Source organism: Acinetobacter sp. ANC 4470 (assembly GCF_002135335.1).
Lineage (GTDB): Bacteria > Pseudomonadota > Gammaproteobacteria > Pseudomonadales > Moraxellaceae > Acinetobacter.
In genome coordinates this window covers 113,916-128,451 of the sequence record NZ_NEGC01000005.1, presented here as the reverse complement: position 1 = coordinate 128,451, position 14,536 = coordinate 113,916, and the positions used below count along the sequence as shown (strand labels likewise).

Genomic DNA, 14,536 nt, shown 5'->3' with positions numbered 1-14,536 from the left:
AACAAATTGTTATAAACCCTTGTAGCACTACAAGGGTTTTTTTCGAGGTTTATCTCATGTCACTGTTACGCCGTTGGTTTGATCCACTTCGATCGCGCTGGTTTTACCAAAAGCCGACGCGCCAAGTGGTATTATCTACGGAACACGGTTTAAGTATTCACTTACGTTTAGATGATGTGTATAGCTATTTGGCTGTACAGCAGTTACCTGAGCTTGAGGAAATTTTGAGTGATGAACTCAAACCTTTAAAAGTGATTATTTCTAGCCGAACGGCAGAGCCTCCCAACCATATGTCACAGGTAGAGTGGCAAAACTACTGCTTAAACGATGCACAAATTTTATCTAAACAGCACCGTTTTAGTTTTCATGAGACCCCCGAACAACCGCCAGCTGAAGCGATAAAACAAGCAGAAACCATCCTTCGCAACACGCCATTACGTGGACAAGATTTCCTGTATTTACTCGAAGATGTATTTCACATGCTGTGGCAAAAACAGTATGGGAAATTACGTACTTTATATGCGATGGCCAGTCGACATCATTCAGCGCAAGATTTTCCAGAACGTATTTTTAACGATGATGCAGTACTTACCAGTTATTTTGAATTGAGTGATCGTAAATATCATGCGGTCGATGATCTATTGCGATTGGTGCGCCGTTTAAAACAGCAAAAACAATTAACGGGCAATCCCATCTTCCTGATTAATCATATTGATTGGCGTGAGCATCTGATTAGTGATGCTGAGGAACTCAATGAAATTCAAGCCTTAGATCCTGAATTGGATTTATATATTGCACTTGAAGATCCAATTTCATGGTTATTGTTGGCTTATATTAAAGAAGAACTGGCAAATTATTATAATATTCAACTGAATGTCTATCCGCTTTCTTATCATGGACGTGACTTGTTTGATTGGAGTTTGGCGACACGTCTTTCAAAGCGTACAGAAGTGACCTTTACCCCATTTTGCCGTCCTACACAGCAGTCAATATGTGACATGGCACGGCTGTTTTATAGTGTTCCTGAGGAGCAACGGGTTGAGGCGATGTATCGCATTTTACAAGCGGTATGGACCAAAGGGCAGGACATGTCGTTTAAAGCCCATTTTGAGCAGCTCAAGCGTGATTTAGACATCAATGAATTAACCCATGAAGATATTACTGCCAAACTGAAAGAAAATGACATACTCTGTGAGATGAAATCACAACCTGATTTTCCAGTACTTGAACTTCGTATTGATGGTCAAAGCTATGTCTTCAATAGTTTGTATCGGGTCTGGATGATTGAAAGTATTTTTAGTAATGTCTTAGAAGATAAATATAAAAGTGAAAATGATGATAGCAACGATGAAAAAAGAAAAATGTGAGTCTTTAGAGCAAGCACGTGAAAAGATTGATGCCATTGATACAGCACTGATTGAAATCATTGCAACGCGTCAATTTTATGTGGATCAAGCAGCCCGTTTTAAGAACAGTGTGCAGGATGTGCAATCACCAGAACGCGTCGAGCAAGTGATTAACAAGGTCCGTACCCAAGCCATTGCATTGGGAACAGATCCAGATTTGGTTGAACACTTATATCGAGAAATGATCCAACGTTTTATTCAAAGAGAATTGAAAGAAATTCGCCCTTAAATGGATCATTTAAATCGCGTTTTTATAGTCCCCATTGTAATTCTAAGTCGGTAATTTTATTGGTGACTAATTGGTATTCATATCTTTTGCAAGCCGTCCATAATTGCATAAAATCGGCACCTAAATATTGTTTAAGAACGGCATTTTTTTCAAAGAGTTTTAACGCCTCGAGTTGGTGATTGGGCAATAATATTCTTGCATCATGTGGTTTCATTTCATGGGTTGCTTTGGGTAATTTAAGTGCATCATGGGTTAAGCCATGTAATACACCAATTAAGATCACACCAATACATAAATAGGGATTCGCATCGGCACCCGCAACCCGATATTCTAAACGACAATTTTCTTGGTCTGCACAGGGCAATCGAATGGCAACATTGCGATTATTCACGCCCCAATTGGCTTCTAAAGGCACATGATGCGCAAATTGAAAGCGGCGGAAAGAATTAATATTGGGCGCTAAAATGGCCATAGATGCAGGCATTAATTGAATTAGACCTGCAATAATTTGCCCCATGCGTTGATTGGGTTTTTTAAGATCATCCGTTGCACAGATATTTTGTTGAAATTGATTTAAAAGACTCATGTGAAAGTGCAAGCCGCTGCCAGCACTCAACATATTGGGTTTTGCCATAAAGCTGGCATTTAAATCATTTAGGTTGGCAATATGTTTGACAATTCGTTTAATCGCCATAATATCATCACAGAGTTTTAAGATATCTGCACTGTGTTGAATATTAATTTCGAATTGACCAGATGAACTCTCTGCGACAATTGCAGTGATATCGATATTTTGTTTTTTAGCTTCTATTTCGATGTTTTCTAATACGGTTTGATAATTGTTGGGAGCATCGACATCAAAACATTGCGTTTGCCCCATTTTTTGCTCGGGATTGCTGGGTTTTGCATATAAATAAAATTCGACTTCTCCTGCCATAACGGGAAAATAATTCATTTGATTTAAGGTTAAGAGTATTCTTTTTAAGATATTTCTTGGTTCAAATTCGCAGTCTGAGCCATTTTCAGATTTCATGGTTAAATATATTTGTGCATGTTTTTCTGACTGGTTTGCGCAAGGGCGTAAAGAACCTAAAATGGGTAAGCAAAGATGGTCAGGTTCCCCAATATATTTCCCAAGACCACTTTCTTCAATCACTTTGCCTTCTAAACTCATGGCGTAAACAGATAACGGAAAATAACAACCTTTAGAGAGATTTTTAAGGCTCTTGATATCAATTCTTTTACCGCGGAGATGACCATTTAAATCATGCAAGCAAATATCAATATGCTCGGTCGCGGGATATTTATTTAAGTATTGATCAACTTCTAATAAGAATTGATCAGCATCTTTAGATTCCAAATAAAGCGTATTTATTGAACTTGAAGCTTGATTATCAATGGGCATATTCATATTTTTAACACTGCTGTAGAGATAAAAAATTATAGAAATATTGATCTCAACAGTAACGTAAAAAGAGCGTAAATTTTTTTGACCATCAAAATACAGAAATAACGAAGGCAGCCTCAAGAAAATATTGAGGCTGCCTTCCAAAAACAATGATTTTTTAATTTCACATCTTCCTCTAGCATGACTGCAACGTTTGAGAGGTATTTTCATAGTGTGGTTTGTGATAGGGGTATTTGCGCTTGCAGGCATGATTAAAGGAACCATTGGTTTAGGTTTGCCCGCAGTTTCTATGGGGCTACTCACGCTTTTTATGAGTCCTTTTCAAGCTGCAACTTTACTGATTATTCCTTCAATGGTCACCAACATTTGGCAGCTCTTTGCCGAGGGGCATGTTCTACGATTAGTTCGCCGTTTTTGGCCTTTATTACTGGGTATTATATTAGGTTCAATTTGGAGTATTTTTCCAACTTTAGGTCATGGTGAATTTCAAAGTGAAGCTTTGTTAGGTGGAATGCTTGCACTATATGGTTTGTACGGTCTATTTGCTAAAAACATGCCAAATTTGGCGCCCTATGAAAAATGGCTATCTCCTGTTATCGGCTATCTAGGTGGAGCGCTGACAGTAGCAACCGGTGTGGTGGTGATTCCTGTTGTACCTTTTTTGCAATCCTTACATTTAAAGCGTGATGATCTGGTGCAATCTTTAGGTTTGGCTTTTACTGTTTCAACCATTTGCTTAGCTGTGTTTCTACAGCAAAACCCCATTGAAGATATTCCAATCGATTATAAAATGTCATTGATTGCATTATTGCCTGCACTCGTTGGAATGTGGCTAGGGACAAAAATTCGTTATCGCATTCCTGAACAAAAATTTCGCAAAGTATTTTTTTGTGGTTTGGTGATTTTTGGTGGCTATATGGTATTGCATCAGTTTGGAATTATTTAAAACTGGGTTTTAACCACAATAATTTGCTGAAATTAAATGCATGATTTAGATGTTTTTGAAAGTAAAAATTGACTGAAATGTTGATAGGAAATAGGGAGTTCATCAAAATTCTTCGCTGCCAATAACAGTTTACGGTTCGCCCATTCTCCCGTTAATTCAATTTGGTGCAATGGGTAAGCAGAATTTAAACGTTTTGCTGCACGTTTGGGTACGATGGCAATACCAACACCATTGGCAACCACTTGTGCGATTGCGGAAAAATTGGGTAAGCGTAAACGATACTGAATTGCGCAACCTAATAATTTGGCTTGGGTTTCAATGGATTGTTGTAAGGAATGATATTGCATTAAACCAACAAAGGGATAATGGATCACCTTTGCCAGTTGCAACTGAGTTTTGTCCTTTAGTTCATGATCTAATGGGCAAATAAGAACTAAGGGATCATCTGAAAAGGGCAACGTTTGTAAATGATTTGAATTAAAAAAACTCGAAATTAGGCCTAATTGCGCTGTACCTTTGTCCAAGGCTTGAATAATGTCAGTGGTTTCAGCTTCTTTTAAATCAATCTGTATATTGGTGTTTTCGACCAAATATTGTGGCAGTAGGAAAGGAAGATATTCACTTTGGGCCGAGGAATTACACCACAGCGTTATTTGCGAATTTATACCTTGCGTATAAGCGGCCATAACCTGTTGTAACTGGTTGCTCTGCTGGATAAGTAACTGCGCTTGTTCGGTAAATGTTTGACCCGCAATGGTGAGTTTGACTCCAGAAGCATGCCGAGTAAATAAACTGACTGCAAATTGCTGTTCTAGTTTTTTAATCCGTTCACTGGCGGCTTGTAAAGAAATAGCAGAGCGTTCAGCACCTTTGGTTAAACTGCCTGTGTCGACAATATTTAAGAACAGTTGTAGGTCAAAAAAATCGAGGCGCATAGGTGGGTGTTATTGCCGTGAAATTGATCTTATCATACTAAAATTTGCTTAAGGTAAAACATAAAAAAAGCAGCCTATCGGCTGCCTAAAAATGGGTATTTATATTTATGATTTATCGGCTAAGCTAAAGAACCAGTTCAGAATCAGTGCTGCAAAAGTCGCTGTACCAATACCACCTAGGTTGAAGTTACCAAATTGAAGGGCAAAATCACCTGTGCCTAAAATAATGGTTACCGCAGCCACCATTAAGTTTTTGTTTTTCGAAAAATCGACTTTATTTTCAATCCAGATTTTCGCACCGGCAATGGTAATTAAACCAAATACCACAATCGAAGCACCGGTTAAAATTGCAGTTGGAATGGTATGAATAATCGCACCAAATTTTGGTGAAAGACCCAAGAAAATTGCGAAGATACCGGCAATAACAAAGACAATGGTGGAATACACACGAGTCACAGCCATCACACCAATATTTTCACCATAAGTGGTCATACCTGGGGCACCAACACCACCAGATAAAGTGGTTGCAATACCATCGGCTACGAAGGCTTTACCAATCTGTGGATCGAGATTTTCGCCCGTCATTGCACTCACAGCTTTAATATGACCTAAATTTTCAGCCACTAAAATTAATGCAATTGGCGCAATAATGAGCATGGCATTAAAGTTAAATACAGGTGAATGGAAGGTTGGAATACCAAACCATGATGCTTGTTGAATTGGGGTGAAATTAATCGCGCTACCGTAACCCATGACATTCGCAACAATGTAATAGATGAGGTAAGCCAGCAATAGCCCAACCAATAATAACAAGCGTTGTAATAAACCTTTAGTGAATACGGCAATAGATCCCATGCACAGTACGGTGACTAGTGACATCCACATATTAAAGTTATTGCCCATCACACCTTTAACCGTTACGGGTGCAAGGTTTAAGCCAATAATCATGACCACTGCGCCAGTAACCACTGGAGGCATGAGTTTTTCAATCCAGTTGGTGCCTGTTGCCATGACAATAAAACCAAAAATGGCATATAACACGCCACACGCCATGATACCGCCAGCAGCTAAAGCAATATTGGCATTTGGTGCACCTGTGCCTGAAGCCGCATAACCTGTTGCTGCAATCACCACACCAATAAATGCAAAGCTGGAACCTAAATAGCTGGGTACACGACCACCTGTAATCAAGAAAAACAGGATAGTACAAATCCCTGACATTAAAATGGCCAGATTTGGGTCAAAACCCATCAAGAAAGGCGCAAGGACTGTTGCACCAAACATGGCAAAGGCATGTTGTATACCTAATACAACACTTTGTGCAGGAGGGAGGTATTCATTTGTACCTACAGGACGGGCATCGATATTGCCTTCATATGGGCGCCAGTTGGGAAACCAATTGGACATAAAATGAGCACTCTAAAAACAAATTGAGCACATCATACTCTTGTTTTTGTAAGATTTAATCTATGCCACTCTATTTTTATTAAAATTAATATACTGACTTTTTTAGTTTTTTTACCAATTGGTAAATATTTTTTTATTTAAAATTAAAGTGAAATCATGCAATTAATTTGGCTGACGGTTGTTGGAATAATGAATATTTTTTTTATAAGGCTTATCAAAAAAGATGATTTATTTTGCCAATTGGCGCTGAAATATAAAAAGCACATCTAAAGATGTGCTTTTTGAGTCAGAACTTTGAACCGTTAACCCGTATTACGTAATCCTGCTGCAATTCCAGCAATGCTCACCATCAGCGCGTGGTCGACAGGGGTATGTTCTGCCTGACATTCTGCCAAATAGCGACGACGACGTTTCATCAGTTCAGCTTGTAATAAATGTAGCGGCAATAAATAGGGTTTACGCACTTTCATGGATTGATCGAGTACATCATTGCTGCTGAGCAGTTGTGATTCACCTTTTAATGCCAACAAGGTTTGTACTGCATCTTTTAAACGTTGACGTAGTTGTTCACCCAATATTTTTAAATCTTCATCATCAGTTAAATGTGATTCGTAATATAAGGCAACATGACCATCGGCTTTAGAGAGCACCATTTCCAACATATCAATCAGGGTTTGGAAATAGGGCCATTGTTGCAACATCTCATCAAGCAAAGGTTTTTGCCCTTGGTCAATCACTTGATTAATCGCTGCACCTGTCCCGAGCCAAGCCGGAAGCATTAAGCGAATTTGTGTCCAAGCAAAAACCCAAGGAATGGCACGTAAGGATTCAATCCCGCCGCTGACTTTACGTTTGGCAGGACGTGAACCTAGCGGTAACATTTGTAATTCAAGTTCGGGCGTGACGGTGCGTAAATATTTCACAAAATGTGGATTTTCACGTACGGTTTCACGATACACCTGTACTGATAAATCGGTCATGCGATGCATCAAGTCGCGCCATTCATCTTTAGGCACAGGTGGCGGTAGTAAAGTTGCTTCCAAAGTCGCTGCGGTATAAATCTCTAAATTTTGCAGCGCAATGCCTTCAAGTCCAAATTTAAAGCGAATCATTTCACCTTGTTCTGTGACCCGAATGGCACCTGAAATAGACCCTGGTGGTTGGGAAAATAATGCTTGTTGTGTAGGTGCGCCACCCCGACTGATTGAACCTCCGCGACCATGGAATAGCGTTAGTTGCACCGCATGTTTTTGCGCTACAGCAGTCAATTCTTCTTGTGCACGATATTGCGCCCAATTGGCAGACATAAAGCCTGCATCTTTGGCGGAGTCTGAGTAACCAATCATCACTTCATGTTTGCCTTGAATATGCTGTTTGTACCAATGCATATTGAACAAGGTGTTTATGGTGTCGGCTGCACCATCTAAATCTTTCAGGGTTTCAAACAAAGGCACGACGCGTAGCGGATGTTTAATACCGGCTTCTTTTTGCAGCAGTAACACCGCCAAAACATCACTTGGGTATTCCGCCATGGAAATAATATAGGCACCTAAACTTTCTTCAGGTTGTTCTGCCAAAGTTCGCATGGTGGCAAAGACTTCTTGCACATCGGGATGTTCAATCAGGCTTTGTTTCGGTTCATTTAAATGCTTAGGTAGTAATGGACGTTTGCTTTGTAATTCTTGCAATAGGAAATTTTGCCGTGCTTGTTCAGTCCATGTTTCAAAATTGCCTAAACCTAAATATTCAGTAATGGCTGAAATGGCTTGGCGATGGCGACCCGATTCCTGACGAATATCCAGTTTCAGCAATTCAATGCCAAAGCAATTGACCCGATGAATAAAGTCGAGCAGTTTGCCATTGGCAATTTCAGGCAAGTTACAGGCAATCAGTGAACGGTAGCACAGTAATAAAGGCTGTAATAATTCATTTTTGCTTTTGATGACACGACTGTCATCGGCATCTTGACCTTGTAATCTTTGCGCCAGCCAGTAATGTGTGGCTTTTAAACGCTCACGGGTATCACGCAGATATTCACGGTACGGTTCAGGATGTTTGTGTCCCAGTGCCTGTATGAGTTCATCGCTACAGTTCTGAATCGACAGTTCCCAACGTAAAGCTTCAATGTCACGTAAGTATAAATCCGCTGCTTTCCAACGTGACAGCCAAAGCACTTCTTGGGTGATGTTATGGGTCACATTCGGATTGCCATCACGGTCGCCACCCATCCAAGAGGCAAACCGTACTGGAGCAATAGTGAGAGGTAAACGCTGACCACAATGGTCTTGCACCATTTCATCTAGTTCACGAATAAACTTGGGTACAGCATTCCACAGGGTTTGCTCTATGGTGGTGAAGCCCCATTTTGCTTCATCGACAGGAGTAGGGCGATGTTGACGAATCTCATCAGTTTGCCATGCAGAACAAATTAGTTGTTTTAATTCATCCAGTACAGCTTTACGTTCGCGCGGTGTGAGTTTTTGTTGATCTGCTTTAAAGAGACACTCATTAATGCCATCATATTTTTGAATTAGGGTGCGACGACTGATTTCAGTGGGATGCGCGGTGAGCACCAATTCAATGTTCAGCTCACAAATTTGCTGAAAGAGCGTATCTGAGGAAATGTTATGGTCTTTGAATTTTTGGAATAGATGATCGAGTGGATTGGGTGATGGTGTATGTTCATCAAATTCACTTTTACGACGACTGCGAACCACATTGTACTGTTCGGCAATATTGGCAAAATTCAGAAAATGCGTAAATGCACGGGTGAGAGGAAGAATTTCATCATCTTCTAAATTAAAGAACAGTTGTTCCAGTTGTTTTTCTGCTTCAACTTGACCATCCCGAGCACCTTTAGACAGCGCACGAATTTGCTCGACCTGATTAAACAAATCTTGTCCTGCATGTTCCTTTAAGGTTTCCCCTAAAAGATTGCCGAGTAAGCGTACATCCTCACGCAGTGGAGCATCAATTTGTTGAATCATTTTTCACTCTCCGATTCTTGTTATTTCGACTATAGCGTGAAATATCTACATTCCAAGTAGGGGCATACAAAAGTATGTAACGTTTTGCTGAATTAATTCGCGCTCTACTGCTATGAGTATGCCTGAACCTGCTTTGATGCGTTATTTAGAATCTTAATATTATCGTGTCGTACTATATTTCATCAGAAATAGATCAATACTGGCTAAAATAATTTGCTGTTTTTCTGCCGCGTTGGGAACAGTACGAATACCGAGCAGTACTTCATGATGACGCATACCCAGTAATAACGATAAGATCAGTAAAGTCAGGGTTTTTAATGTTTCAGTACGAATAAACCCCAGTGTAATGGCTTGCTGAAAAAAGTCTTCCCAGACTGCATTCATCCGCAGATGCGAAGCATTGTAAAACTTCTGTGCCAGTGGATTTTGTTCAGCCGCCAGTTCCAGTAATAACAGTTCTAATTTAATGGCTTCGGGTAAATTAATAACATGCAGTGCTAATGCACAGATATAGATAAATTCTTTTTTAAAATCACTGTCTGCATATAATTTTAATGGACGTGCACTGATGGATTCTTCACAGGTTTTTTCAATCGCGCAGATAAATAAATTGGCTTTATCTTGAAAGTGATTATAGATGGTCAGTTTGGTGACACCTGCTTCTTGCGCAATTTGGTTCATGCTCGAGCCATGATAACCACATTTTAAAAATACGCATTTTGCCGCAGTTAAAATTTGCTGACGTTTTTCTAAGTCTTTCGGGCGACCCACATTTGTTTGCACAATTTTTTCCAAAAAAATCAAGACAGGTCATTGATTTGACCCTCAAGTTATAATTAATGTACCACGCAGTATATTAATTAAAAAATAATCAATTTAAGATACTCCTTATTTTGCCTTAAAAATCATTTTTAAATAAGAGCGAACTTCATGAGCATAAGTAAGACCGTTGTTGCCAGCATGATCATCGTTTGCAGTGTGACCTTATGGGGATGCAGCAAGGATGTAGCCGAAACAGAATCCATCCCATTTGTCATGGTGACTCAACCCAATAGTACCCAGAACGAACAAAAAAGCTATGCGGGAGATGTACAAGCACGCCAGCAGACCGCTTTAGCATTTCGAGTTGGGGGACAAATTATTGAACGTTATGTCGATGTGGGTGATCAAGTCAAGGTTGGGCAAGTGTTGGCAAAATTGGATGTTAAGGATGCGCAACTACAACTCAATGCGGCGAATGCTCAATTGGAAAGTGCTCAATCTGCGGCAAAAAATGCAGAAGATGAACTGAAACGTTTTAAGCAATTGTTGCCTATGAATGCGGTTAGTCATTCGCAATATGATGCAGCAGAAAACCAATATAAATCGGCGATGTCAGCCTTAAAACAAGCGCAATCCAATTATGAAGTCAGTCGTAATCAAACTGGTTATAACCAATTGTTGGCGAATAAAAATGGCGTGATTACCGCACGAAATATTGAAGTTGGACAGGTGGTTGCTGCAGGGCAAGCCGCTTATCAAATGGCGATTGCAGGGGATCGTGACGTGGTCATTGGCGTGCCTGAACAAGCCATTTCAGAAATTAAAGTCGGTCAAACGGCATGGGTCACTTTATGGTCTAAACCTAAAGATAAATTTGCAGCCTATGTACGTGAAATTTCACCTGCAGCAGATCAATCGCGTACCTTTAGTGTCAAGGTGGCTTTGCGTGAAGGTAATACTGCGATTCAACTGGGGCAAAGTGCGCGCGTATTTTTTAACAAGCAGCAACACAATGTCTTGAGCGTACCGTTATCGAGTGTTTCTGCCAATGACCAACAAGCCTATGTTTGGGTGGTGAAAAAAGACCATACCATTCATAAAGTGCCGGTAAGTTTAGGCGCTTATGGGCGTGATAGCGTGCCGATATTGTCTGGTTTAAATGCCACTGATTATGTGGTGATTGGTGGCGTACATTTATTGCGTGAAAAACAAAAAATTCAGCCGATTGATCGTGAAAACCGTGCTGTGAAAATTCAGGCAGGAGCGCCATCATGAAGCCAGAACACAAGGCAGCCATGAACTATAACTTGTCCGAATGGGCACTGAAAAATAAAGGTTTAATTCTTTATTTTATGTTGCTATTGGCGATTGTTGGAATCGTATCTTATTCCAAACTTGCACAAAGTGAAGACCCACCTTTTACTTTTAAGGTGATGGTGATTCAAACCTATTGGCCGGGTGCAACAGCCAAAGAAGTTTCCTTACAGGTCACTGACCGTATTGAAAAAGAACTCATGAGCACGGGCAATTATGAACGGATCATGGCATATTCGCGTCCCGGTGAATCGATGGTGACCTTTGTTGCGAAAGATTCATTGCGCTCGAGTCAAATTCCAGATGTGTGGTATCAAGTCCGTAAAAAAGTCGGCGATATCAAACAACAACTCCCCAGTGGTGTACAAGGGCCTTTCTTTAATGATGAGTTTGGCGATACTTTCGGTAATATTTATGTTTTGACCGGCAAAGATTTTGACTACGGTATATTAAAAGAATATGCCGACCGCTTACAGCTACAACTGCAACGGGTTAAAGATGTCGGTAAGGTCAATTTAGTCGGCTTACAAGACCAAAAAGTTTGGGTTGAACTCTCCAATACTAAAGCCGCGCAACTGGGTATTCCAGTGACAGCGATTCAACAAGCATTACAACAACAAAATACGGTGGCCAACGCAGGGTTCTTTGAAACGGGCACAGATCGTATTCAAATACGGGTCAGTGGTCAGTTACAAAGTGTTGATGAACTGAAACAAATGCCGCTTTTGGTGGCGGGTAAAACCATTCAATTGGGTGATGTTGCCGAGGTCTATCGTGGCTTTAGTGAACCTGCTCAGCCACGTATGCGTTTTATGGGTGAAAATGGTATTGGCATTGCCGTCTCCATGCGTAAAGGTGGAGATATTCTTGCCCTCGGTAAAAACTTAGAAACGGAATTTGCCCAATTACAAAAAGCTTTGCCCTTAGGTATGGAGCTGAAAAAAGTTTCCGATCAGCCTGTGGCGGTAAAACGCAGTGTCAATGAGTTCATGAAGGTATTGGCTGAAGCGGTGATTATTGTATTACTGGTCAGCTTTTTCTCACTGGGTTTCCGTACGGGTTTGGTGGTGGCATTTTCAATTCCACTGGTGCTTGCCATGACCTTTGCAGGCATGCATCTATTTGATGTTGGTCTACATAAAATTTCATTGGGTGCACTTATTTTGGCACTCGGTTTATTGGTCGATGATGCCATTATCGCTATTGAAATGATGGCGATTAAGATGGAGCAGGGTTATAGCCGGTTAGAGGCAGCAGGATTTACGTGGAAAACCACGGCTTTCCCGATGCTGACAGGGACTTTAATTACCGCAGCAGGATTCTTGCCCATTGCCACCGCAGCATCGAGTACCGGTGAATACACGCGTTCTATTTTCCAAGTGGTGACCATTGCCCTGATTATGTCATGGTTTGCCGCAGTCCTTTTTGTGCCGTATTTAGGCGATAAACTGCTGCCAGATTTTACCAATCTGTCGCAAAAAGCGCCGTGGTATCAGCGTTTGTGGGCACGTTTACGCAAGCAACCTGAACCCAAACCTGTGCTGCATCATGTGGGCGAACATCATGATCCTTATCAAACCAAGTTCTATCAAAAGTTTAGAGGCTGGGTGAATACCTGTATTACCTATCGTAAAACAGTCATTGCGACCACCGTCGGTATTTTTGTGTTGTCGGTATTGATGTTTAAAATGGTGCCGCAGCAGTTCTTCCCACCATCGAACCGTGCAGAAATTTTGGTCGATTTAAAGCTAGAAGAAGGTGCATCTTTAACTTCAACCGAAAATGCGGTGAAAAAGGTCGAAAAATTCTTGTCGACCAAACAGGGCATTGATAACTATGTGGCGTATGTCGGTACAGGTTCAACCCGTTTCTATTTACCACTCGATCAACAATTGCCACAGGCCAGTTTTGCTCAATTTGTGGTGTTGGCTTCATCCTTAGATGATCGTAATGAAATTCGCCAATCATTAGATCAAGAAATTCGTAAATTACTGCCTGATGTTCGGACGCGAGTATCGTTGTTAGAAAATGGCCCACCGGTGGGTTATCCATTGCAATACCGTGTTTCAGGTGAAGATCAGAATTTAGTCCGTCAATGGGCACACAAAGTGGCAGCAGTGGTGGGAGATAATCCGAATACCAAGAATGTGCATTTGGATTGGGGAGAGCCAAGCAAAATCATTCATTTAAATATTGATCAAGATCGTGCCCGTCAAATGGGGGTATCCAGTCTGGATCTGGCAAATTTCCTGAATAGTTCAATTAGTGGTGCCACCATTAATCAATACCGTGAGAAGCGTGAATTGATTGAAATTCGTTTGCGTGGTGACCAAGCCGAACGGGTCGATGTTGGATCATTATCCAGTTTGGCCGTACCGACTGCAAGTGGTGGATCTGTACCGTTGGCGCAAATTGCTAAAATTGAATATAGCTTTGAAGATGGTTTGATTTGGCATCGTAACCGCTTACCGACCATTACGGTACGTGCAGATATTCGCAGCAAATTACAACCTGCGACAGTGGTGGGCGAGCTGGCAGAAAAAATGGATCAATTGCGTGCCGAGCTACCTAGTGGTTATTTGATTGAAGTGGGCGGAACAGTTGAAGAGTCAGCACGTGGACAAAACTCGGTCAATGCCGGTATGCCATTTTTCTTGGCTGTGGTGATGACCTTATTGATGATTCAGCTGAAAAGTATGTCACGCGCCACGATCGTTTTATTAACTGCACCTTTAGGCTTAATTGGAGTGGTGTTGTTCTTGTTATTGTTCAATAAACCTTTTGGTTTTGTCGCGATGCTGGGAACGATTGCGCTGTCGGGTATGATTATGCGCAATTCTTTAATTCTGATTGATCAGATTGAACAAGATATTCAAGCAGGACATGATCCTTGGTCGGCAATTATTGATGCGACAGCACGTCGTTGTCGCCCAATTGTGCTGACTGCATTGGCTGCAGTCTTGGCTATGATTCCGTTATCGCGCAGTATTTTCTTTGGTCCAATGGCCGTTGCGATTATGGGGGGATTGATTGTCGCCACCCTGTTGACGCTGTTCTTTTTACCTGCATTATATGCACAATGCTTTAAAGTGAAAAAAAATACTCAGAGTACATAGTTTTTGATAATAATAAGGTGCGAAAT

General features: G+C 40.9%; 10 protein-coding genes. 5 read left to right on the top strand and 5 right to left on the bottom strand.

What is annotated here, in order from left to right; genetic code table 11:
• The first annotated feature begins 56 nt into the window (after nucleotides 1-56).
• A complete protein-coding gene (locus tag B9T25_RS09135; RefSeq protein WP_086188130.1) occupies nucleotides 57-1,367 on the top strand; it encodes a hypothetical protein in 1,311 nt (436 codons plus the stop codon).
• Nucleotides 1,348-1,635: a chorismate mutase gene (locus B9T25_RS09130; RefSeq protein ID WP_086188129.1), complete on the top strand. Its 288-nt coding sequence runs from the start codon at nucleotides 1,348-1,350 to the stop codon at nucleotides 1,633-1,635. The genes B9T25_RS09135 and B9T25_RS09130 overlap by 20 nt, the downstream gene beginning before the upstream one ends.
• A gap of 22 nt (nucleotides 1,636-1,657) precedes the next feature.
• Here the strand turns inward: B9T25_RS09130 and B9T25_RS09125 are convergent, their stop codons facing one another.
• Nucleotides 1,658-3,085, bottom strand: coding sequence for a glutamine synthetase family protein (locus B9T25_RS09125; protein WP_416202362.1), 1,428 nt, complete (start codon nucleotides 3,083-3,085; stop codon nucleotides 1,658-1,660).
• Nucleotides 3,086-3,251: 166 nt separating this feature from the next.
• Here B9T25_RS09125 and B9T25_RS09120 point away from each other — a divergent pair, with 166 nt between their 5' ends.
• On the top strand, nucleotides 3,252-3,989 hold the full coding sequence (locus B9T25_RS09120) for a sulfite exporter TauE/SafE family protein (protein ID WP_086188252.1): 738 nt from the start codon (nucleotides 3,252-3,254) through the stop codon (nucleotides 3,987-3,989).
• 32 nt (nucleotides 3,990-4,021) lie between these two features.
• Here the strand turns inward: B9T25_RS09120 and B9T25_RS09115 are convergent, their stop codons facing one another.
• The 4 genes from B9T25_RS09115 to B9T25_RS09100 form a co-directional block, all read right to left on the bottom strand.
• Nucleotides 4,022-4,924 (bottom strand): LysR family transcriptional regulator, encoded by a 903-nt coding sequence (locus tag B9T25_RS09115; protein ID WP_086188127.1) that lies wholly within the window; start codon nucleotides 4,922-4,924, stop codon nucleotides 4,022-4,024.
• A gap of 105 nt (nucleotides 4,925-5,029) precedes the next feature.
• Nucleotides 5,030-6,331: a solute carrier family 23 protein gene (locus B9T25_RS09110; RefSeq protein ID WP_086188126.1), complete on the bottom strand. Its 1,302-nt coding sequence runs from the start codon at nucleotides 6,329-6,331 to the stop codon at nucleotides 5,030-5,032.
• A gap of 302 nt (nucleotides 6,332-6,633) precedes the next feature.
• Nucleotides 6,634-9,318 (bottom strand): phosphoenolpyruvate carboxylase, encoded by a 2,685-nt coding sequence (gene ppc / locus B9T25_RS09105; protein ID WP_086188125.1) that lies wholly within the window; start codon nucleotides 9,316-9,318, stop codon nucleotides 6,634-6,636.
• A gap of 159 nt (nucleotides 9,319-9,477) precedes the next feature.
• Complete coding sequence (locus B9T25_RS09100) at nucleotides 9,478-10,101, bottom strand: TetR/AcrR family transcriptional regulator (RefSeq protein WP_086188124.1); 624 nt, start codon at nucleotides 10,099-10,101, stop codon at nucleotides 9,478-9,480.
• 147 nt (nucleotides 10,102-10,248) lie between these two features.
• On the opposite strand from B9T25_RS09100, the gene B9T25_RS09095 reads away from it, so the two are divergent.
• Together B9T25_RS09095 and B9T25_RS09090 are read left to right on the top strand one after the other, a co-directional pair.
• A complete protein-coding gene (locus tag B9T25_RS09095; protein ID WP_086188123.1) occupies nucleotides 10,249-11,355 on the top strand; it encodes an efflux RND transporter periplasmic adaptor subunit in 1,107 nt (368 codons plus the stop codon).
• 20 nt (nucleotides 11,356-11,375) lie between these two features.
• On the top strand, nucleotides 11,376-14,510 hold the full coding sequence (locus B9T25_RS09090) for an efflux RND transporter permease subunit (protein ID WP_086188251.1): 3,135 nt from the start codon (nucleotides 11,376-11,378) through the stop codon (nucleotides 14,508-14,510).
• Nucleotides 14,511-14,536: the final 26 nt, after the last annotated feature.